Raw genomic sequence first — 22,015 nt, 5'->3', positions numbered from 1 at the left:
TCAGCGCATTCTAGTGAGCGCATGTGGTTCAAAAAGGATCACTGCGCTTTCTGCCCGGCCGGAAGTATCGGGATCGGCCTTGGCTGCGTCTGCGATGCCGCGCGAGGAGCGGGCGCGGTCACGGTGTTCTTGGTATCGGGAGCCGGCTTTGCAGGGGATTGTCGAGCGGCCTCCGGTCTCGTCGCAGCCAGGGCGACCGTCGTCGGGTTCTCGATGATGATGACGGTCTTACGGTCCTTGATCAACAACCCCGTCGCAGGCTGTTTTGACGGGTATGCAGAGGCAATGAGCGCGTCCTGGTTTACCCCGTTCTTCTCAAAATCCCTGATGAGCGCGGCCGATCGTTCCGCGGCGAGCGTTCTTGCGTCCTTTGCCGGGACCTTTTTTCTGCCCCTGCCCTGTGCCGGAACGGCATGGGTCGTGTTGCCGATATAAATATCTTTGCCCTTCAGCCGGTCGCTCTTCAGCAGAGCAACGAGGTTCGATCGGAGTTGAGGGCTCTCTTTTGAAAAGGTATAGGAGCCGGGCAGGTAGAGCGCCTGTTCAGAGATGTTCACAACGATCTTATCGCCCGCTGAGAGGACTTCGGCTGTGCCGGCCTTGATCTCATTGCCGAGGCCGGTGCTGAGGGCATCGATCGCCGGATTGAGCCACGCGGTTTCCTTGCTCGCTTTCTCTTTTAACAGCTTTAATTCAGCATTGGTCTTCTCATACGCGGGCAGGAAAGTCTTCATGCGATCGTAGTCCGCTTTCAGGGGCTTGTACTCTTTCAGGTAGAAAACTGCACCGGCGCCAACCATCGCGACGAGCAATACTGCCAAAACAGAAGTAACGATTTTCATAATCATAATAATATCCCCCCTCAAGACAGTATGCAGAGATCAGAGAACAGACCGTGAGAAGTCAGACGGGATCAGCGTTCGTCTCTGTACTTCTGACCGTTGACGGCCTGAATCATGGGCGAAGCACGGCAATCGCTTTCTCAATCCTCTCGAGTCCCTTTTGAATGGTTTCCATGGAGGTGGCGTAGGAAAGCCTGATATACGGGTCCGCGCCGAAGGCGTCTCCTGAAACGAGCGCCACCTTTGCGTCTTCAAGCAGATAGGTCGCGAGATCCGATGAGTTTTTTATCGGTTTTCCCGCTACTGATTTTCCGTAGAGCCGTGCAACGTTCGGAAAGGCGTAGAACGCACCAACGGGCATCAAACAGGAAATCCCCGGGATTCCGTTCAGACGCTCCACCATGTATTTTCTTCTTTTGTCGAATTCGATGTTCATGGTCTTGATGAAATCCTGGGGCCCGCGGAGCGCTTCGACAGCCGCTTTCTGGGAAATGGAGCACGGATTCGAGGTGCTCTGGCTCTGGATATTGGCCATGGCGGTGATGATCTCTTTGGGACCGGCGGCAAAGCCGATGCGCCAGCCGGTCATGGAGTGTGACTTGGACACGCCGTTCACCACGATGGTCAGGTCCTTGATCTCCTGACTGAACGAGGCGATGCTGAAATGCGTGAACCCGTCATAGAGCAGCTTTTCATAGATCTCGTCGGAGATCACATATATCCCGTGCTTCACGGCAACTGCCGCGATCTCTTCGAGCGTTTTTCTGTCGTACGCGAGGCCGGTAGGATTGGAGGGGCTGTTCAGCACCAGGGCCTTGGTTTTTTTGGTGATGGCCTTTTCGAGCTTCTGTGCCGAAAGCTTGAAGCCTTCCGCCTCCGTGGTCTCGACGATGACGGGTGTCGCATCGTTCAAGAGCACCTGGTCGGGATAGGACACCCAGTAGGGCGAGGGGATGATGATCTCGTCTCCCGGATCGAACAATGCTTCGGCTATATTATAGAGGCTGTGTTTTGCCCCGCAGGAAATGAGGACCTGGGATTTTTCATACGAGAGATTATTGTCCCGCTTGAATTTCTCAATGACCGCTTCTTTCAACTCGTCCGTGCCGCCGGCAGGGGTATACTTGGTGAACCCCGACTGGATCGCCTTGATGCCCGCCTGCTTCACGTTCTCCGGCGTGTCAAAATCAGGTTCTCCCACTCCAAAATCCACCACATCGATCCCCTGCGCCTTCATGGCTTTGGCTTTTGCCGCTGTAGCGAGCGTGGGAGAGGGTTTTATGGCCTGTGCTCTTTTTGCAATTCTCATGTTCCTGGAATGCCCTTTCCTTCAATAAAAATCGCGATGATAGTGCTTTGATAGCACTGAAATATTTAGCATAGTAGCAGTGCAAAGTCAATGAGATTCTTCCGCCATGCTTCTATTCCGCGGTTGCAAAGAGGGTGGAAGTATGATAAGATTTTTTTGTTTGAGGAGGTTGCATGTTCGGTTTTCTTCTGCGCTGGTCCATCAATCTGCTCGCGCTTGTGGTTGCCGGATCAATAATCAATGGCATCAGAATCGAAAGCCTGGGAATGGGCATCATCGCCGCAATTATCCTTGGCGTGGTGAATGCGGTGATCAGACCGGTGGTGCTTCTCCTGACGCTCCCGATCAATCTCCTGACGCTTGGACTGTTCACCCTGGTGGTCAATGCCGCCATGCTTATGCTTGTTTCAGCGCTCGTGTCCGGTTTCGTGATCGAGTCTTTTCGGGCCGCGTTTTTCGGGGCGCTGGTCATCAGCCTTATCAGTTGGGTAGTAAATATCTTCATAAGCAGCAGCGGAACGTTTATGTTTATCAAGAGGGAGCGCAGGGGGGACAGGTGACGGAAGGCAAATTGGGAATTCCCGGCACCCGGGATCACATTACAAATACAGTCCCTGCGCCAGGTCAGAAATCTCGAGCGGATGATTTGGTGGTTTGGAATTCGGGATCGAGCGGTAAGAAAGTCTTCACATGACTCACTTGCATATTCCGGACGGCATCCTGCCCGTAGGCCTTTGGGTCCTTGGTTTGATCGTCATGGTATTTGCCCTGGGGTTCAGCCTGTTCAGGCTGAGGGGGATGGACAGGATCAAAAAGATCCCTCTCCTTGGAGCGGTGAGCGCCGTGATGCTTGTGGCCATGAGTCTCGAGATCCTTCCTTTGGCCTATCATATCAACCTCTCGGTCGTTGCAGGCATTCTCCTTGGTCCGGCCCTCGGATTTCTGGCGGCGTTCATCACGAACCTCATGCTTGCCCTCATGGGGCACGGAGGGATTACGGTGATCGGGCTCAATACCCTGCTCCTTGGTTCCGAGGCGGTCCTGGGCCACACCCTGTTTTATCTGTTGAAGGACCGGCTTCCCGTGTTCTGGAGCGCCGCAGTTGCGACGGTCCTGACCCTCTTCATGACGACGCTGGCATTGATAAGCATTGTAGCTGTTTCCCATGCCAGCCCGGAACTCATGAGCCATGGCGATGAACATGGATTGCTCCAGCATGGACAGATGTCGGTGCGGATGTTTGCGATCATGGTAGTATCGCTGGGGAGCATCGGCTGGACCATAGAAGCGGCGATTACCGGTGCCGTAGTAAGGTTCATCTCTCAGGTCAAGCCGGATCTGCTTGACCATGCGCTGCATCGTGAAAGGGCTGGCCGATAATAAATGAGGAATCTGCAGTGATAGATGTCGCCAGGATCGATCTTTGGGCCGCACGCGGATCCGGACCCTTCCACAGGGCCTCGACCCCGGCGAAAATCCTTTTTCTGCTGTTCGTGGTGTCTTCCGCGGTCATCTCCCGAAACCCCTATTCGCTCCTGACAGGATACGGGGTCCTGCTTGCCGTGGCAGCGGCGTCAGGGCTTCCCTGGTTCCGGGTGATGGGATTGTCATGGTATGCCGCCCTGTTCGCGATATTGTATGCGGTCAGTCTGCGGGGCGGATGGTGGCTTGCCGCGCTCTTTATCGTCAAGGCAATAACTCCTTCATTCGCCGTGCTCATGCTCATTGTGAGCACTCCCTACCCGAGGATCTTTTCCCTGTTCAGCGCCCTGCTTCCCGAGGTCCTGGCAGCGGGACTGTTCATGACCTATCGGACGCTCTTCATTCTCCTCGATATGATGAACAGTTTTGGCGCGGCCATACGGCTGCGCGGAGGTTTTTCTCCCGGTAGTTTATATAAGAACAGTTCCAATATTTCAAAAGGCATCGGGATGCTGCTGGTGAGGGCGGTCGAGCGCGCCTCGAGCCTTTATGCGGTCATGGTGGTCCGGGGATACAGCGGCAGCATGGCGGAGAAGGGTTCTGTACGCTTCAAGGGGGAAGATTGGCTTCCCCTCGGGGCCGGGACCGCAGTGCTCATGCTGGTGATTGTGTGGAAGTAAGAGAAAAGAGTGCAGAGGGGATTGCATTTTCTCTCATCGGTCATTCCCGAACGATTCTATCGGGAATCCAGTTTTTTTTGACACCCAGATCCCCGATAAAGACCCCCCGATTAAAACATTCGAGGGCAAGATTCGGGGCCAGCCCCCGCATGAATCAAGCGGGGGATGACAGCCTTTTTGGTTGCGGCTGGAGGCCGCGCTATGGAATCCATCGTCAGTGTAAGCTGTCTGAAGCATGTGTACCCCGACACCACCGAGATACATATCTGCGGTCTTGATTTTGTCGTAAATCGCGGTGAACGGGTGGTGGTGCTCGGCGGGAACGGCTCGGGCAAAACCACGCTTCTCTACCATATTCTGGGACTGCTTGCGCCGGACGAAGGCAAGGTCTCCGTGTTCGGCATTAATCCCTCGAAGCAGTACAATTCTATTCGGGAACGCATCGGGGTTCTGCTTCAGAATGTGGACGACCAGATCCTCTCTCCCACGGTCTGGGAGGACATCTCTTTTTCCCCCCGGAATTACGGATACGGGAAAGAGGAGAGCGGCCATATGGTCGAGCAGATCATGGATGAACTCGGGATCCGGCACCTGCGCGACAAGATATGCCACTACCTTTCCGGCGGAGAGAAGCGGAAGGTGGCGCTCGCGGGAGCGCTCGTCATGCGGCCGGAACTTTTGATCCTGGATGAGCCGTTCGAGGGGCTGGATTCCCGATCACGGACAGAACTGGTGGCGTTGTTGAACAAGCGGAATGGCGAGGGCATGACGATCGTTATGTCCACGCATGACCTCAACCTGGTCTCAGGGTTCGCCGACCGGGTATATGTGCTCGCCAAGGGGCACGGCGTGATCACTGCCGGGGCGCCGGCGGATATATTTCTGCAGGTCGAAGCGTTGAAGGCGTCCAACATCGACCCGCCTCTTCTCACGGAGCTTTTTGTCAAACTTCGGGAACAGGGCGTGCTTGTTGACGTGCCGGTCCATGTTGACCAGGCGGTGAGCGACCTGGTTCGTCTCGTAAAAAACCGATAATCCCCGCTTGTGGAGGGGGAACTAATGATGGAGGTGTGAAGCATGCCGAAGGGCGGTTTTGAACACAGCAAGGGGGTCCTGATTTTCATACTGTCGCTTATTCTGATCGCCGCGGTTCTTATCGGCGCGACGGCGGGGTACTTCGTCTCGCTTGATGACCGGTACGCTGCGCTCCTCATTTCAGCACTGGTCCTCCTTGTCCCCCTGGCGTCGTTTGTGCTGTACCGGAAAACCATTTTCCCGTATTATCGCCGTCTGGAGGACGCCAATCTTGAACTGCACCTGAAACAGGAGGAGCTTCTCGATATCAAGGACGACCTGTTTATCAAGTTCCTCGGCGTGTACGATGTGAATTATGCGGCGAATTCGCCCCGGCTGTTCTCGGACCGGCTGAAGGATGTTGCCGATACGACCGCCAGGGTCATGGAGGCCGATGCCTGTTTTATTTACCTCTACGATAAGAAAAGGGACGATCTGGTGCTGGCGGCGTCCAACGGCGTGCAGGAATCCGCGGTCGGCAACGTCCGCATTCCGCTTGGCGAGGGGATCGAAGGATGGGTCGGAAGGAGGCTTGAACCGGTCACGCTCAAAGAGTATCGTGCTGATACGAGATTCCGTGAGATAACCGGTCTGGTGCTTTCCGGCTACCAGTCGCTCTATTGCCTGCCGCTCTATGTGTATTCCAACGGCGCTCTTGTCGGGATCATGGAATTGTTCTATGCCAAAGCGAAGACCTTTACCGACGAAGAGATCAATTTTTTTACTACGCTCTCCGGTATTCTTTCCACGACGATCCAGAACGAACAGATGCAGGTAGAACTGCGCAAAATGAACTCCGAACTGGAGCAGTGGGTCGCTGAAAAGACCGAGGAGCTCCGGGCATCGGAAGAACGGTATCGGACGCTTGTTGAAAACGCCAGCGAGTCCATTTTCGTCCTTGCTGAGAACGGAGACATTGTATTTGCGAACGAACAGGGCGCCCGCCTTACCGGGGTTGCGAAGTATGATCTTCTGCACAAGAACCTGTTCGAGCTCTTTGTCGACGCCGCCCGTCCGAGGGAAGTTCTCGCGGAGCTCAGTGAAGGACGCCCATCGGTCAGATCCGGAAAGCTCAGACGGGTCGATGGCACCGTACTTTCTGTTGAGGTGAGCGCCGTAGCGCTGTCACTCATGGGAAAACAGTTCGTCCAGTCCGTGGTTCGCGACATATCATCCCAAATGCGTCTCGAGCAGCTCCTGCTGGAGAAGGAACGGGAATTGTCCATCCTGAAAGCGAAGCAGGACCCTCCACAATAGAATATATTCCCCGTGTTGTTTCTTGGTCAAGATTTAGGTCTTTACAGAAACCGGAACCTGTGGTATAAATTATGCATATGGCGGCCTCGCAGGCCGCCATACTCTCTTCAGGTATTCATACCATGATATTCGGCATTAATTTGTATAAGGTGGTTTCGGCAGTCATCATCATTATTGCAATTGTCTTCGGCAGTTACCTTCTTCTGCGAGGAACGGATATCACCATGCCTTCCCTCTTTCATCCTGCCCCCGGAGCGCGGCTGATCATGAGCATGGACGGGTTCCGATTCACCCAGTCCGAGAACGGAAAGGTCTCGTGGCGCATGGATGCCGGGAATGCGGACCTGTACGATAACAAGGAAGCTCAATTACAGGATATAAAAATAGTGTTTACGAGCCCCCAGGACAAGGAAGCAACGATCCTTGGTGAAAAAGGGACCATGGATACCTCCAGCGGAAACGCTTCACTCCGCCGGGTGACACGGGAGGTCAGGGTCATTACGAGCGACGGCTATCTGCTGACGACCGACTCGCTCTTCTGGAAGGCCGGGGAACGGGTTGTCTGGACCGCTGACCCGTTCAAGCTGCTCGGAAGCGAGATCTACCTCGAAGGGACGGGTATATCGGCGAATGTGGACATGCGTGCGATCATGGTCAAGAACGATGTCAAAGCAGTGCTTCAGGAATAGCCTGTTCCTCGCCGCATCCCTGTTTCTCATTGCGGCGACATCCGGAAATGCGCGGCCCGATAAGAACGCCGGGGAACCCCTGGTGATCACTGCGAACCGCATGCATGCGGAAAAGCTCGCCGACACGGTAACGTTTACCGAGAAGGTGACCCTCAAAAAAGAAGGGATGACGCTTTCGTCGGATGTCATGGTCGTGCATTACGATGCCGGGTCAAAGGAGATAAAGGCTGTCGAAGCCCATGGCAATGTTGCGGTGCGCAAAGACGGCAGGGTGGCTCTCTCGAAGAATGCCCTGTATTCCCGCAAGGCCGGAACGATCGTTCTTACCGGAGATGCCAGCATCGTCGAGAACGAGAACAAGATCGGCGGAGAAAAAATAACACTATTCATGGCCGATGATCGCAGCATCATTGAAGGCAGGGGCAAGGTGATGTTTTACAAGGACAAGTCTTTGGAGAACAGGAAGAGAAAGTAATTGACATGGATAGCATGCAGGCGCTTGAGGCGGTAAAACTGGAAAAGGGCTACCGCGGCAGAAATGTCGTCCGGGGGATTAGCTTGCAGGTGAACCATGGAGAGGTCGTCGGGCTCCTTGGACCGAATGGAGCGGGCAAGACCACGATGTTCTACATGGTCGTCGGGCTTGTCCGGCCGGACCAGGGCAGGGTGCTTCTGGACGGCGCGGATATCACGACCATGCCGATGTATCAGCGGGCGAAGCACGGCATCGGCTATCTGCCCCAGGAACCGTCCGTCTTCAGGAAACTGACCGTTGCTGAGAACCTGATGGCCATTCTCGAAACCATGGATCTTTCAGGCATTGAACGCAGGGAGCGGCGGGACCAGCTTCTGGCCGAACTGGGGATCGCACATCTGGCAGGGAGCAAGGCCTATACGCTTTCGGGAGGTGAGCGGCGGAGGGTTGAGATCGCCCGCGCCCTTACGCTGTCACCGAAGTTTATCCTCCTGGATGAGCCCTTTGCGGGAATCGACCCTCTCGCGGTCCAGGATATCCAGGGGATCATTTCCCTCCTGAAGACGAAGGGGATCGGGGTGCTGATCACCGATCACAATGTTCGAGAAACACTCGCTATCACCGACCGGGCATATATCATCAGCGAAGGGGCGATCATCATGGCAGGAAGCGCGGCTGAGATCATGGCAAGCCCGCAGGTAAGGCAGTTGTACCTGGGCGAGGATTTTCGGTTATAGAAATACATGAAGAAGTCGGGAGCCAGAAGCCAGAAGCCAGAAGTCAGAAGTCAGGAATTTTATTTATAGGTTCTCCTGACTCTGAATCCTGACTACTGATCTCTGCATTAATCAATGGAAGCACGGCTTGAACTAAAACTGCAACAAAAGCTCATCATGACACCGCAGCTCCAGCAGGCCATCAAGCTGCTGCAATTGTCGCGTCTCGAACTGTCTCAGTCGGTCTCCCAGGAACTGATCGAGAATCCGGTCCTTGAAGAGGTGTCTTCCGAGGAGTCGGGGGAGGAACTCTCTTCAGAAGAAGGCGAGGCCGTATCCGAGACGCAAACGTCCGCGGAAAAGCCATTCGAGACTGCGACCGAGCAGGAAGGGACCCAGGAGCTTAAAAGCGATCTCGAACTCGGCCCCCAGTGGGATGAATATCTCAACGAGATGGGGGACGGCCGCGACTATGGCAATGCGGAAGCGGATGACAAAGAACTGCCTTCCTACGACCAGACCCTGACACGCCTCCCTTCGCTGAGCGACCACCTGCTGTGGCAGCTCCACCTTTCGGCATCGGACCCCGACCTGGTGAAGAGCGGAGAATGGATCATCGGCAACCTCGATGATGACGGCTATCTTCGCGCCACGCTCGACGAGCTCGCGCAGCAGTCCGGGGAGTCCATACGGGAGATGGAACGGGCGCTCGATCTTATCCAGGGCTTCGAACCCCTGGGTATCGGAGCGAGAGACCTCCGGGAATGCCTTCTGATCCAGGTGAAACAGCTCGACCTTCAGGGTACGCTCGTCGAGAAGATCATTCAAGACCACCTCGGAGACCTGGAGAAGAGAAAATATCCGAACATCGCCAAGGCCCTGAATGTAACGCTCCAGGAGGTTATGGAGGCGTCTCAGGTAATCATCCACGAACTGGAACCGAAGCCCGGCATACCTTACCTTTCCGATGATACCAACTACGTGGTGCCGGACGTATATGTGATCAAGGTAGAGGACCGCTACGTGGTGCAGCTTAACGACGAAGGGCTGCCGAGGGTCCGCATCAATCCCTATTACCGCAAGCTGCTCAGCCGGAATGAGGTCCTTGACAAGGTGACCAAGGAGTATGTCGAGGAGCGCATGCGCTCGGCCCAGTGGCTCATCAAGGGAATGGAGCAGCGAAACAAGACCATCTACAAGGTTGCCGAAAGCATCGTCAAGTTCCAGGGCGAATTTCTGGACCAGGGCATATCGCATCTGAGACCCATGGTTCTCAAGGACGTGGCGGAAGACATCGGGATGCACGAATCCACGATCAGCCGCGTGACGACGCACAAGTTTATGCACACCCCCCAGGGGCTCTTCCAGATGAAGTATTTCTTTACCACAGGATTTTCCGACGGCACCGGCACCGATATCTCGTCCCTGACCGTCAAGGACACGATCCAAAAGTTGATCAAAGAGGAAGACCTTGGAACTCCGCTCAAGGATCAGCAGATCGTCGATCTTCTGAAAGAGCGGGGAGTCGAGATCGCGAGAAGGACCGTGGCGAAATATCGAGAGGAACTGCGGATACCGCCGACCAGCGTGCGGAAGAGGACGGGATGATGGAATAAACCAAGCACCAATAAACAAGCACCGCCCTGCACTCGCGGCAAGCGCTCGTTACCGCTGGGTGCAGGCAAATATCAAATAAGCTCCAAGCACCAAACTCTAAATCACAAACGTTTTGGAAATTGGAATTTTGATCTTGGATATTATTTGGGATTTGATGCTTGAGATTTGGAATTTCACAGCAAGGAGGGTACAGAATGCAGATTACCGTGATAGGAAGGCACATCGAGGCGACGGAAGCGCTCAAGCAGTACGCAACGGAGAAGTTAAGCAGGCTGGAAAAGTATCTTCCGAAGAACATTCAGGTGGTCGTTACCCTTTCGGTCGTAAAGAAAGTCCACCATATTGCCGAAGCAGTTATCAAATCAAATGGTCTGGTAATCCAGGCATCGGAAGAAACGGAAGAAATGTATTCGGCGATCGACCTCTTGATCGCGAAACTTGAGCGAAGGGTAAGACGGTATCGGGAAAAGCTGATCGACCACAAGCATCAAAGCAACAAGGCCGAGAGTGTTGCCACGGCGTCGGCATCGTCTCACCCCGAGGACCGTATCCCCCAGATCATTAGAACCAAGCGTTTTGATCTCAAGCCGATGCAGCCGGAAGAGGCTGTTATGCAGATGGAGCTTCTGGACAAGGATTTTTTCATCTTTGCGAACGCCGGCAGCGGTCATGTCAATGTCATCTACAAAAGAAAAGACGGGAATGTCGGACTCATTGAGCCTGCTCAATAAGGATGGATGGAGATGCCGACGATTCGGGATTTATTACAGGATAACCTGATTCTTGAAGAGATTGAGGCAGTCGACAAAAGGGGGGTCCTCCGCGAATTTGCCCGGCTGCTCAAATCCATGAACAGGGTCGACGATGAAGAGAAACTTCTGTGCGCATTGCTCGAGCGCGAATCGCTCGGCAGCACCGGCATCGGCGACGGGGTGGCGATCCCGCACGGCAAGCTGCCCGTGGGTTCAGAGATGATCGTCGCGTTCGGCAGATCAAGCAAGGGGGTCGACTTCCAGTCCATGGACTCGAAACCGGTCTTTCTTTTTTTTCTGCTCGTGACGCCCGAAGACAAACCGGGAGATCACCTCAAGGCGCTGGCCCGGATATCCCGGATTTTAAAAAATCCTGTTTTACGGGAAGGCCTGAGAACGGCGCCCCATCGACTGGATCTTCAGAGGCTGATATATCAAGAGGACAGCAAATATCCGCAGCCGCAGGCCGTACTGAAAAAGTGAAGGTTACGGTCGAGGCATTGACGGGAACCACGACGGTACTTGCGGGACGCGCCGGTCTCGGCAGGGAGATCCTGTCGGCGCAGATGACGGCCCCTGAGCTTTCGTCGCCGGGTTCGGGGAGGTGGACCGCCTCGAGCGTCATGTATCTTCGTCCAAGCCAGGTCATCTACCTGCGGTCTCTTCCCGTGAACGAGCGGATCCTGCTTGCCCGTGCCTTGGTGAAACAGAAGCCGGCGTGCATTCTGGTCAGCTGCGGCAAAATCTGCAAAGAGCTTCTTGATTCGGCGTCAGCTTCGAAGATCCCAGTGCTCAAGAGCAAGAACCTGCCGGACCTTCGACGTCTTTTGTTGGATAAACTGTCGCCGAGAACCAGTCTTCATGGCGTGCTCGTGCGGATCTTTGATCTCGGTACGCTCATCATTGGAGAAAGCGCCGTCGGAAAGAGCGAGGCCGCACTCGACCTGGTGCTTCGCGGACACAAACTTGTCGCCGATGACATCGTAATCCTGGAAAAGAAGAACAGCGAGATCAGCGGCAGGCCGCCGGAAATGAGTATGGACCTGTTGCAGATCCGGGGGCTCGGGATCATCGACATCAGGGCGTTGTTCGGAAAATCGGCGACGATCGGCGCGTGCAAGATACGGTTGGTCGTGGAGCTGGAAGAGTGGCAGAAGGGGCATCAGTACAGCCTCATCGGTCTGCGCGAACGACGCTACCGGATCCTCGGGGTAAACCTGCCCTATCTGAAACTGCCGGTCAAGCCGGGCAGGAACATGGCTACGCTCATAGAAGTGGCTGCCAGAAATCAGATGTTGAAAAAAAGCGGCATCTTTACCGCACGGGACCTTGACAAAAAGCTCAGAAAGAAGCTCACGGAATGAATCGTACGCACCTGGTGATCGTTACGGGCCTTTCCGGCTCAGGCCGGAGCGCAACGCTGAAGGCCTTCGAAGACATGGGGTTCAACTGCGTGGACAACCTCCCCCTCGCGCTGCTTTCCGCGTTCGTTGAGTTCGCCCGGGGATCGGAGGAGGCCTCCCGTTCGGCTATCGGTATCGATATCCGGGAAAAAGGCTTCCCCGAAAGGTTTCCGGCCCTTTACCGGGATCTGAAGACCCAGGGCATCACCATTGAAATGCTTTTCCTGGACGCTTCGGACCAGGCCATCGTGCGGCGTTTCAGTGAGACAAGAAGACCTCATCCTCTGGCGCGGGGAGCGACAGCGTTGTTGGACGGTATTCGAGAGGAACGGACGGTGCTTGCCGAGGTCAGGAAACTGGCTGACCGGATCATCGATACCACGGACTACACGGTCCATGATCTTCGTCAGGCGATAGAGCGGCAGTACGCCGCGGGAGACGCCGGCCGGCCCATGGTGATTACCCTGCTTACGTTCGGGTACAAATTCGGCGTCCCCTACGACCTCGACCTCCTGTTCGATCTGCGGTTCCTGCCGAACCCGCATTTTGTGCCTGCGCTCCGGCCCCGGACGGGGGAAGATCCGGGGGTCAGGGAGTACATCATGGCGCAACCCGATTCCACGGAGTTTCTTGCCAGGCTCCAGGGATTTATCGAGTACCTCCTGCCGCGCTACCGGCGCGAGGGGAAAAGCTATCTCACGATCGGATTCGGATGCACGGGCGGCAGGCACCGGTCGATCGCGGTCTCACTGATGATCGCGGAGCGTCTCAGACTGAGTGGTTACGAGGTCATTATTAAACATAGGGACAGGGGAGTGTGAAAGAGTTTATGGAGTTTGTCTAATCAGTCTGATCTGTCCGATCGGTCTGATGAGTCGGCTCAATGAACGATAGAGACTCTTTCAAAAGGAGATTCGAGCATGATCGGACTGGTGGTGGTATGTCACGAGGATATGGGCGCAGAGCTGGTGAAGGCCGCTGAGATGATCGTAGGAAAGGTCGATGCGGTTGCGACGGTCAGCGTGAAGCAGGAGAGTGCTCCGGAATTGCTCAGGGACGAGGTCCAGGCCGCGATCAAAAAAGTGGACAATAAAAAAGGCGTCATGCTCTTTACCGACATGTTCGGCGGGACTCCTTCCAATATTGCCCTCGCCTTTCTGGGAGAATCAGTCGAAGTGGTCACCGGCGTAAACCTTTCGATGCTGATCAAGTTCGCGAACCACCGTGATGAAAGATCGCTTCCCGAGCTTGCCAGGCTCGTCCAGGAAGCGGCGCAGAAGAGCATCGTGATAGCGAGTCAAATGTTGAAGGGGAAAAAGTAAGTTCTCATGATAGTATTGAGCCGCATCGATGACCGCCTGATCCATGGCCAGGTGGTGGAGGGCTGGGTAAATTATTTAAAGGCGACCTGTATTTTTGTTGCCGACGACCGGGTTGCGTCAAACGCTTTCCAGCGTTCCATCATGGAACTCTCCGTGCCTCAGGGATTGAGAGTTGCCATCGGCCGGATTGAGGACATTTGCAGTCAGGTGCGCGCCGCGGCGCTCAATACCGACCGCATCATCCTGCTGTTCTCGAATCCCGCCGACGTCCTTCGGGCCATAAAGTCAGGATTGGACTGCCGGGAGATCAATATCGGCGGCATGCACTATGTGCCGGGAAAACGCAAGCTCATGGATGTGCTTGCGGTCGATGACGAGGATCTGGCGGCGCTCAAGGAGCTTGCCGCGATGGGTATCAGGGTCACTATCCAGACGGTCCCGACCCAGCGGCCTGTGGCGCTCGAAAAGGTATTCACGGTCTGCCATGTCTGACTGAATGCGTAATTCGGATTGTGGAGTGCGGAGTAATGGTAAGGGTGTCCTATGCCGATATTCGATTTACCTATGATCCTCACGATTGCGGGCATCGCGCTGGCCGGCGGACTCGTCGGGCTTGACCGGACCGCGGTTGGACAATTCATGATCTCGCAACCTATCGTTGTCGGCCCCCTGACGGGATGGATGCTCGGTGATCCGGGCGCGGGTGTTGTCGTGGGCGTCGTTCTTGAGCTCATCTGGGTGCTTGATATGCCGATCGGCTCTTTTGTGCCTGCGGATGCAACGATCAGCACGGTGTCCGCGACTGCGATCGCGGCGCTGGGGAGCCCGGGGGAAGCGTCACTGCCGGTCATCGGATTCAGTCTTCTCCTGACCGCGGCGATGGTGCCGGCAACCATGAAGGCCGACGGCATCGTCAGGCACTGGAACTCGCGGCTGGCCGACGCGCTCGTCACCGGCCCGGGACCGTATCCCGGACGCGCGCTGGTCCACGCACACCTGTCCGGACTCCCGGTATTTTTTCTGAAGTCATTTGTATTGTTGCTGGTGTTCCTGCCGGCGGGCATTGCAGCGGTATCAGCGTTTAATCATATGCCGGAGCGTGTTCACCGGGCAATGTCCCTGTTCGTGAAACTTCTTCCCCTGGTTGGGGCGGCGCTGGTGGTGGGCAAACTTTCCATGAGAACGGTCGATCTTTTCTTTTTCAGCGGGTTCATGATAGCGGCGCTGGCCGGGCTGCTCTTCCATGCCCCGGCGCTTATTATCATACTGCTTACCGTGACCGGCGGGTGGTTGGGGGCACGATACCGTGAACGACGTTCATAAGGGAATAAGCGCTCGTGACCTGTTCGGAGTGTTTCGAAGGGCATTGCTGATCCAGGCGTCATGGAGCTTCGAACTTATGCAGTCGCTTGGCTTCGCGTTTGCCATCGAACCCGTGCTGAGAAAGCTTTATCCGGAACAAGCCGAATACGAATCCCGGCTGCGTATCCATCTGGAGTATTTCAATACCCAGCCGTACTTTGCTTCTTTCATCCTGGGTGCAGTCGTCAGGATCGAGGAGGACCGGTCATTCGGCAGGAAGGTGAGTGAAGACGTCTCCAGCCTGAAGTCGGCGCTTATGGCGCCGCTGGGCGCGCTCGGAGACACCTTCTTCTGGGGCGCGCTCAAGCCGTTTACGGCAGTCGTGGCCGTCGCGCTGCTCATGACCGGACACTGGTGGGCGCCGCTCCTGTTTCTGGTGTTCTACAATGTGTGGCATGTAGGCCTCAGGGCCGGCATGCTGTTCTGGGGGTACCGGAGCGGCGGTGATGCCATGGCGCTCATGGCAAGGCACAGTCTGATGAACATCGCAAAACGGTTGAAACTGATCACGCTTACCGTTCTCGGAGGCATTATCGGGATGGTCCCGGACTGGAGGACGGAATTCCAGCCGGCCGTCAGTATGCCGCTCCTGCAGATGGCGTTCGTGTGGCTGGTTGTCTCCCTGATACTGGTTGTGATTCTGCGGCGGGGCGGTTCGCCGATAAAACTTATGCTGGGGCTGGCAGCGCTCTGTCTTGCCCTGTCTTACGCGGGAGTCATTGAATGAAGAAAAAAGATCTGTTGATCGAGAATAAATTGGGACTCCATGCACGGGCCGCGGCCCAGATCGTGAAGTGTGCGAGCGCGTTCGTGTCCAAGATTACGCTGGTCAAGGACGGTCTCGAAGTGGACGGCAAGAGCATTATGGGAATCATGATGCTTGCCGCGGCCAAAGGGAGCACCATACTGCTTCACGCGCATGGAGAAGACGAGGATCTCGCCGTGGAAGGGATGGAGAACCTGTTCAAGCACAAGTTTGGGGAGAAAGAATAACGTTCGGAGTTTAGAGTTCGGAGTTCCCCCGATAAGATCTCCCCGATAGAATTATTCGAGGACATGATTTTAGGGCAGGCTCCGTTCAGAGTATAACGTTCAGAGCAGAGGATAGGAATAAGCATGACGCACGAAAAAATCTACAGAGGTATTGTAGCATCGCCGGGTATCGTGATCGGCAGGGCGTACCTCCTCGACCGTCGCAAAGTGGTGGTGGCGGGCCGGAGGATCGAGGAAGTCAGCGTCAAGGATGAGGTGGCGCGGTTCAAGAAGGCGGTGGAGGTATCCAAGGCCCAGCTCGAGGACCTTAAAAAGCGCTTCACCAAGGACATCGGCAAGTCCCACCGCTATATTCTTGAAACGCACATCATGCTGCTCGAGGACAAGATGCTCGTTGACGGCTCGATCAAGCGCATTAAGGAGTCGTATCTGAACGCCGAAGGCGCGCTCAAGGAAACGATCACTGAAATCGGGCTTAAGTTCGACACGATCGAGGATGAGTATCTTCGAGAGCGCAAGCAGGACATTGAACAGGTGGGCGAGCGGGTCCTCCGTAATCTCGTCGGTTATAAGCAGGAGAGCCTTGCCGACATCAGTCAAGAGGCCATAATCATCGCCCATGACCTCGCGCCGACCGACACCCTGATGATGCGGAAGGACAAAATCCTCGGTTTCGCCACCGATGCCGGCAGCCGGACGTCGCATACCGCCATCCTTGCGCGATCACTCGGCATCCCCGCCACGGTGGGCCTTGAGAACATCACGGCGGCGGTCAAGACCGGCGACGCAATCATTCTTGACGGTATTCACGGCGTTGTGATCACCGCCCCCGAAGAAGATACGTTTCTCGACTATCTCAAGAAGCAGCAGAAATACAAATATTTTGAAAAGGACCTCGAAAAGATCAAGTCGCTGCCCGCCGAGACACTTGATGGTCATGTGGTCCAGCTCCAGGGCAATATCGAACTGCCGGAGGAAGTGGCATCAGCGGCGGACCACGGCGGCACCGGCATCGGTCTCTACCGCACGGAGTTTCTGTTCCTGAACAGGACGACTTTGCCGACCGAGGAGGAACATTACAAAGCCTACCGCCATGTCGTGGAGAAGGCGGCCCCCTATGAGGTGGTGATCCGCACGCTCGACGTGGGCGGGGACAAGATCGGACTGCTCGGCGGTTTCGACAAGGAGGCGAACCCCGCGCTCGGGCTGCGCGCGATCCGTTTCTGCCTCCAGAATCGCGATATCTTCAAGGCCCAGCTGCGCGGGCTCCTCAGGGCGACGGCCCACGGGAATATCAAGATCCTCCTCCCGATGATCTCCGGCCTGCCCGAACTGTATGAGACCAAGAAGATCATGGAGTCCGTGAAGGCGGAACTCAGGGAGGAAGGCAAGGCGTTCAACGAGAAGGTCCAGATAGGCGTTATGATCGAGATACCATCAGCCGCCTTGATCGCCGATCTTCTCGCCCGGGAAGTCAGCTTCTTCAGTGTGGGCACGAACGATCTGATCCAGTACACGCTTGCGATCGACCGCCAGAACGAGCACGTGGCATATATGTACGAGCCGCTCGATCCTGCCGTGCTCCGGCTGCTCCAGCGGGTGTCCGAGGCCGCGCACCACGCCGGCATCACCCTCGCGATGTGCGGAGAGATGGCAGGGGATCCGTTGTACGCCGCGATCCTTCTCGGCATGGGGTTCCAGCACCTGAGCATGAACGTGGCCGCGATCCCTTGGGTAAAAAAGGTGGTCAGATCGGTCCGCATGCAGGACGCCGTCGAACTTGCGTCGCTCGTCATGCAGCAGCCCACGGCCGCCCTGGCCAGAAAAACGGCTGAAAACTTCATGAGCGAACGGTTCCCCGATCTGGCAGCGGAATTGTAATGGAAATCCGGCGTACGGAAAGCGAATTGCGGAAGGAGAGGCAACTGCCCCTTGCATTTCAATTCAAGCTCCGCATTCCAAAAGAAAAGGGGACACGCGCAGTGCAGAATACGGAAACAGAAATCGATACTATGATAAATGCCGAGGTGATCGCTCGGAAGACGATTCGAACCCACGGCGGGAATATCTACGAGGCGGCACGGCGCTACGGTTATGCGGAGAGCAAGATCCTCGATTTCAGCTCGAACATGAATCCCCTGGGGCCGTCGTCGGCCGCGAAACGGGCGGCGAAAAAAGCGATTTCTTCCATCGGCCGCTATCCCGACCCTGACCTGCTTGAGTTGCGCACGGCGATCGCGCGGTATTTCGGCATAAAATCAGGACACGTCATCTGCGGCAACGGCTCGAACGCTCTCATCCACCTCATCCCGCGCGTTTTCAGGCCAAAGAAGGTATTGATACCATTTCCGACCTTTACGGAATACGCTGTCGCGGTGGAAGACGCGGGCGGCGAAGTTGTTCCGTTTTCTCTCCTGGAGCGTGAAGGTTTCCGGGTGGACCCCCTGGAGATGTCCTTTGCGCTCAAAGATGTGGATATGGCCTTCCTCTGCAATCCAAACAACCCGACCGGCCCGATCGTCCCCAAAGCGGAGATGCTCGAGATCGCGCGGTTTGCGCTCCAGCACGGGGTGCGGCTGGTAGTGGACGAAGCTTTCATGGACTTCGACTTCATGGACTCAGATTCGATCATCAAAGAAGCCGTGGAATCGTCCCATCTCATCTGTCTGAGGACCTTTACCGCGTTCTTCGGCATGCCGGGACTCCAGATCGGATACGCCGTGTCCGATGAGAAGACCATTGCGGTCCTGCGTGACCGGCAGGAACCGTGGACCGTGAGCATCCCTTCGGAACAGGCCGCGATCGCGGCCCTGGGCGATTGGCCCTATATCAAGAAAACCCGCCGGCTGATCGAGAAAGAGCGCGGACGTCTTCTCTCCGCCCTCAGGATCCTGCCCGGCGTGGAGACCTTCCCCTGCGCGGCGAATTTCATCCTCATTAAGATCACCTCCCTGGACGTGCCGACGTTCATCAATAAACTCGGCGAACGCGGGATTCTTGTCCGGGACTGCTCTTCCTTTCCCGGGCTCGACGGACGCTATATCAGGATCGCGGTGCGGACCTGGTGGGACAACAGGCGTCTTATCAAGGCGTTCAGAGAATTGCTGGTGCGGTAATTCCCCTTCAATAATTAAAGTATCCTCAATACGAGTAGTCAATGATCATCAAAGAGATACAGGCAAAAAGCATCCTGTCGAAGTCACAGATCTATGACTATGCCTTGAATGCGTACGTTGGATGTCAGCATACGTGCGTCTACTGCTACGCCAAATTCATGAAGAGATTTACAGGACACCGTGAACCATGGGGGAATTTTGTCGATATAAAGATCAATGCCCCCGAATTGCTGTTTCATGAGGTGAAGAAAAAGAAAATCGGAAGGGTCTGGATAAGCGGGGTATGTGATGCGTATCAACCTGTGGAAAAGAAATACCTGATCACGAGGAAATGCCTCGAGATCCTCGTGGAACATGGCTGGCCGTGTACCATCCAGACCAAATCCCCGCTGGTGGTAAGGGACATCGATATACTGAAGAGGTCAGTCGATTGCGAGGTTGGGTTCACCATAACCACCGCGGACGAAAAGATAAGGAAAATATTCGAGCCGGGCGCGCCGCCAATAGCCAAAAGGGTCGAGGCATTGGCGATCCTTCACGCGGAAGGGATAAAGACCTTTGTCATGGTTGCTCCCTTGCTTCCCGGCGCCGAGGGGCTGGTTGATCTCCTGAAAGGCAAGGTGGACCATGTCCTCATCGACCGGTTGAATTATCATTATGCGGACTGGGCGTATAAAAAACACGGGATGCAAGGGGCCATGGACGATAGTTTCTTCGAACAAAAGGGCGAGGACCTGGGAATTGCATTTGAAGAGGAAGGCATTGTCTGCAGTAAGTTGTTTTGAATATGACAGACAGCCACCCTCGCGTTCGAGTTTTTCGAGCCTTACACGAAAAACCCCCTGCCGCATCAGGTGAAAAAGCAGACGATAACTGATCAGAATAACGGAAAGCAGAGACCATGCCGGCTTTTCCACGCAACGTTTACTGTGGAACGGTGAATCGGTTATTGCATCATGGACACATTTTGCACCAAGAGAACGGTTTTACTCAAGGATCTCTCCCCGCGGTTCACCCGGCGCATCTCGTTTTCATTTTTGTCGGCCAGCTCCCACGCTCGTTTATAGAGATGTCTCGGCTGTTTGATCACTACCCGGATCTCCCCCTCGTACAAAGAAACAGGCATGAACACCCCGGCCTCACGTGCGACGATGTTGGCCTGCACAAGAGCCCACTCGCTCCCCGATGTAAATCCTGCGCTCTTTCCGGCAGGGAAGCCGGCTGCAAAACCCGCTATAAGAAAAGCGGTCGCCAACAATATCCGTATCATGATCTTCATGGTTTTCTCCTTTCATTATTGCTATTCTGCTGCGTCACGAATAAGGGAAAAGGTGTGCGGAGAATAGAGATACAAATGAAATTAATTGTTTATATACTACTAACGTAGCAATAATACTGCCAGAATATATAAGAGTAAGAATATCTTAATATTCGTCCAGATAAAAATAGTATTTTCATAATTATATTAGAATGTTATGGAAATCTCTCAGGGCATGATATTATAAAAAATTACCGTGGGAATGGTCCAATATAAAGATAAAATACCTGCCTCTATTGCTCTCTTGTCTAGAAACCTTACACTATCTGTTATTGCATATTGTCTTGAAATTTAAACTCTTTCTGAATATTGCCTAAAGAAGAAGCACAGAACGGTCGTGAAAAGTAGTCGGGAAAGGTTACAACTTCTCGGACTTGCAAATGAGGCATCAAAAAAAAACGTTAAGAATCAAGACGATAAATATGCGGGCTTAATAGCGGTGTGTTCGAGCAAAGTTAATTTTCTTTAATTCCACGTTATCTTAACTTTGAAAGAATTCCAACGTAACGTGAAAAGGCTCAAATCATCAAGGGGGACAAATGTCTTAACCTACATCTCAAGACACCAGATGAAATATCATTAATGAAGTTTTGCAGTGGCTGCTTCTTTGTTAAGCGGTCTCATTTTCCGAATTGTAAACTGATCCGGCCATCCAAATAATCATCATTTATCGTTGGCCTGCTCTTAATGGAGCGCAATCTGATATTTTCTTGACAACAGAAGAGGTTTTTGTATAATAGCACTCTATTTTCCTATCTTTCCGTTTTAATCCGGGCAGGGGCAATCATTGACATTTCAGGACCTTATTCTCACGTTACAGAACTACTGGGCCTCGAAGGGCTGTGTCATTCATCAACCGTATGATACTGAGGTCGGCGCAGGGACCTTCCATCCCGCCACCTTTCTTCGCGTTCTCGGCCCTGAACCGTGGAAAGCGGCTTACGTCCAGCCCTCACGCAGGCCCACGGACGGGCGCTACGGCGAGAATCCCAATCGCCTGCAGCACTACTACCAGTTCCAGGTGATCCTGAAGCCCCATCCGGAAAATGTCCAGGAACTCTATCTCGAGAGCCTTGTTCAACTCGGCATCAATCCCCTGAAGCACGATATCCGTTTTGTCGAGGACGACTGGGAATCACCAACGCTCGGGGCCTGGGGCCTCGGGTGGGAGGTATGGCTTGACGGCATGGAGGTGACCCAGTTCACCTATTTCCAGCAGGTGGGCGGCATCGATCTTAAACCTGTTTCCGCCGAGCTTACCTATGGTGTGGAACGACTTGCCATGTATCTTCAGGGCGTGAACAATGTGTATGACCTCGAATGGACCAAGGGCGTGAAGTACGGCGATATCCACCATGACACGGAAGTTCAGTTCTCGAAATATAACTTCGAACTTTCGGACCGGGAGATGCTTTTCCGGCAGTTCGAGGCTTATGAGCGGGAAAGCGGGAAGCTTATCAAGGCGGGGGTCGTGTTCCCGGCTTATGATTATTGTCTCAAGTGCTCTCACACCTTCAACCTGCTGGATGCCGCCGGCGCGATCAGCGTGACCGAGCGCACGGGCTACATCGGACGCGTGCGGAAGCTCGCGCGTTTGTGCGCCCATGCGTACCTGGCGGACCGCGAGGCGAAGGGGTTTCCGATGTTGAAAAGATGAGTCAAGGCAAA

The 22,015-nt window shown here is 54.8% G+C and carries 25 protein-coding genes; 22 read left to right on the top strand and 3 right to left on the bottom strand.

Going from position 1 to position 22,015, the window contains the following annotated elements; translation table 11 throughout:
- Positions 1-38: 38 nt before the first annotated feature.
- Both M0R70_07935 and M0R70_07930 read right to left on the bottom strand, forming a co-directional pair.
- Entirely contained in the window at positions 39-848 is an 810-nt protein-coding gene (locus tag M0R70_07935; protein ID MCK9419290.1) for a hypothetical protein, read from the bottom strand.
- Between the two features lie 106 nt (positions 849-954).
- Positions 955-2,151: a pyridoxal phosphate-dependent aminotransferase gene (locus M0R70_07930; protein ID MCK9419289.1), complete on the bottom strand. Its 1,197-nt coding sequence runs from the start codon at positions 2,149-2,151 to the stop codon at positions 955-957.
- Positions 2,152-2,324: 173 nt separating this feature from the next.
- Here M0R70_07930 and M0R70_07925 point away from each other — a divergent pair, with 173 nt between their 5' ends.
- From M0R70_07925 to M0R70_07825, 21 genes are all read left to right on the top strand, one after another.
- Positions 2,325-2,711 (top strand): phage holin family protein, encoded by a 387-nt coding sequence (locus tag M0R70_07925; GenBank protein ID MCK9419288.1) that lies wholly within the window; start codon positions 2,325-2,327, stop codon positions 2,709-2,711.
- A 130-nt stretch (positions 2,712-2,841) separates the two neighbouring features.
- Positions 2,842-3,531, top strand: coding sequence for an energy-coupling factor ABC transporter permease (locus M0R70_07920; GenBank protein MCK9419287.1), 690 nt, complete (start codon positions 2,842-2,844; stop codon positions 3,529-3,531).
- 17 nt (positions 3,532-3,548) lie between these two features.
- Positions 3,549-4,253: an energy-coupling factor transporter transmembrane protein EcfT gene (locus M0R70_07915; GenBank protein MCK9419286.1), complete on the top strand. Its 705-nt coding sequence runs from the start codon at positions 3,549-3,551 to the stop codon at positions 4,251-4,253.
- A gap of 201 nt (positions 4,254-4,454) precedes the next feature.
- Entirely contained in the window at positions 4,455-5,288 is an 834-nt protein-coding gene (locus M0R70_07910; protein MCK9419285.1) for an energy-coupling factor ABC transporter ATP-binding protein, read from the top strand.
- Positions 5,289-5,330: 42 nt separating this feature from the next.
- Positions 5,331-6,584: a PAS domain S-box protein gene (locus M0R70_07905; GenBank protein ID MCK9419284.1), complete on the top strand. Its 1,254-nt coding sequence runs from the start codon at positions 5,331-5,333 to the stop codon at positions 6,582-6,584.
- A gap of 71 nt (positions 6,585-6,655) precedes the next feature.
- Complete coding sequence (gene lptC, locus M0R70_07900) at positions 6,656-7,273, top strand: LPS export ABC transporter periplasmic protein LptC (GenBank protein ID MCK9419283.1); 618 nt, start codon at positions 6,656-6,658, stop codon at positions 7,271-7,273.
- The gene (locus M0R70_07895) at positions 7,248-7,748 is read left to right on the top strand and encodes a hypothetical protein (protein MCK9419282.1); all 501 of its coding nucleotides are present in this window, start codon (positions 7,248-7,250) and stop codon (positions 7,746-7,748) included. The genes lptC and M0R70_07895 overlap by 26 nt, the downstream gene beginning before the upstream one ends.
- Before the next feature lie 14 nt (positions 7,749-7,762).
- Positions 7,763-8,485: an LPS export ABC transporter ATP-binding protein gene (lptB, locus tag M0R70_07890; GenBank protein ID MCK9419281.1), complete on the top strand. Its 723-nt coding sequence runs from the start codon at positions 7,763-7,765 to the stop codon at positions 8,483-8,485.
- 114 nt (positions 8,486-8,599) lie between these two features.
- Entirely contained in the window at positions 8,600-10,072 is a 1,473-nt protein-coding gene (rpoN, locus tag M0R70_07885) for an RNA polymerase factor sigma-54 (protein MCK9419280.1), read from the top strand.
- Between the two features lie 203 nt (positions 10,073-10,275).
- Positions 10,276-10,812, top strand: coding sequence for a ribosome-associated translation inhibitor RaiA (gene raiA, locus M0R70_07880; protein MCK9419279.1), 537 nt, complete (start codon positions 10,276-10,278; stop codon positions 10,810-10,812).
- Positions 10,813-10,824: 12 nt separating this feature from the next.
- Positions 10,825-11,316 (top strand): PTS sugar transporter subunit IIA, encoded by a 492-nt coding sequence (locus tag M0R70_07875; protein MCK9419278.1) that lies wholly within the window; start codon positions 10,825-10,827, stop codon positions 11,314-11,316.
- On the top strand, positions 11,313-12,197 hold the full coding sequence (gene hprK, locus M0R70_07870) for an HPr(Ser) kinase/phosphatase (GenBank protein MCK9419277.1): 885 nt from the start codon (positions 11,313-11,315) through the stop codon (positions 12,195-12,197). The genes M0R70_07875 and hprK overlap by 4 nt, the downstream gene beginning before the upstream one ends.
- A complete protein-coding gene (gene rapZ / locus M0R70_07865) occupies positions 12,194-13,057 on the top strand; it encodes an RNase adapter RapZ (protein MCK9419276.1) in 864 nt (287 codons plus the stop codon). The genes hprK and rapZ overlap by 4 nt, the downstream gene beginning before the upstream one ends.
- A gap of 99 nt (positions 13,058-13,156) precedes the next feature.
- Positions 13,157-13,558, top strand: a complete 402-nt coding sequence (locus tag M0R70_07860; GenBank protein ID MCK9419275.1) for a hypothetical protein — start codon at positions 13,157-13,159, stop codon at positions 13,556-13,558.
- Positions 13,559-13,564: 6 nt separating this feature from the next.
- Complete coding sequence (locus M0R70_07855) at positions 13,565-14,050, top strand: PTS sugar transporter subunit IIB (protein MCK9419274.1); 486 nt, start codon at positions 13,565-13,567, stop codon at positions 14,048-14,050.
- Positions 14,051-14,101: 51 nt separating this feature from the next.
- The gene (locus M0R70_07850; GenBank protein MCK9419273.1) at positions 14,102-14,881 is read left to right on the top strand and encodes a PTS sugar transporter subunit IIC; all 780 of its coding nucleotides are present in this window, start codon (positions 14,102-14,104) and stop codon (positions 14,879-14,881) included.
- A complete protein-coding gene (locus M0R70_07845) occupies positions 14,865-15,647 on the top strand; it encodes a PTS system mannose/fructose/sorbose family transporter subunit IID (protein MCK9419272.1) in 783 nt (260 codons plus the stop codon). Before M0R70_07850 ends, M0R70_07845 begins: the two co-directional genes overlap by 17 nt.
- Entirely contained in the window at positions 15,644-15,913 is a 270-nt protein-coding gene (locus M0R70_07840; protein ID MCK9419271.1) for an HPr family phosphocarrier protein, read from the top strand. The genes M0R70_07845 and M0R70_07840 overlap by 4 nt, the downstream gene beginning before the upstream one ends.
- 123 nt (positions 15,914-16,036) lie before the next feature.
- A complete protein-coding gene (gene ptsP, locus M0R70_07835) occupies positions 16,037-17,794 on the top strand; it encodes a phosphoenolpyruvate--protein phosphotransferase (protein MCK9419270.1) in 1,758 nt (585 codons plus the stop codon).
- A gap of 101 nt (positions 17,795-17,895) precedes the next feature.
- Positions 17,896-19,029 carry a threonine-phosphate decarboxylase CobD gene (gene cobD / locus M0R70_07830; protein MCK9419269.1) on the top strand — a complete coding sequence of 378 codons (1,134 nt, stop codon included), beginning with the start codon at positions 17,896-17,898 and terminating at the stop codon, positions 19,027-19,029.
- A gap of 41 nt (positions 19,030-19,070) precedes the next feature.
- Complete coding sequence (locus tag M0R70_07825) at positions 19,071-19,814, top strand: radical SAM protein (protein MCK9419268.1); 744 nt, start codon at positions 19,071-19,073, stop codon at positions 19,812-19,814.
- A 161-nt stretch (positions 19,815-19,975) separates the two neighbouring features.
- Here the strand turns inward: M0R70_07825 and M0R70_07820 are convergent, their stop codons facing one another.
- On the bottom strand, positions 19,976-20,308 hold the full coding sequence (locus M0R70_07820; GenBank protein ID MCK9419267.1) for a hypothetical protein: 333 nt from the start codon (positions 20,306-20,308) through the stop codon (positions 19,976-19,978).
- An 826-nt stretch (positions 20,309-21,134) separates the two neighbouring features.
- Between M0R70_07820 and glyQ the strand changes: the two genes are divergently transcribed.
- The gene (gene glyQ / locus M0R70_07815) at positions 21,135-22,004 is read left to right on the top strand and encodes a glycine--tRNA ligase subunit alpha (protein ID MCK9419266.1); all 870 of its coding nucleotides are present in this window, start codon (positions 21,135-21,137) and stop codon (positions 22,002-22,004) included.
- Positions 22,005-22,015 lie beyond the last annotated feature (11 nt).

Source organism: Nitrospirota bacterium (genome assembly GCA_023229435.1).
Classification (GTDB): domain Bacteria; phylum Nitrospirota; class UBA9217; order UBA9217; family UBA9217; genus JALNZF01.
This window is presented reverse-complemented; position numbering and strand designations above follow the sequence as displayed.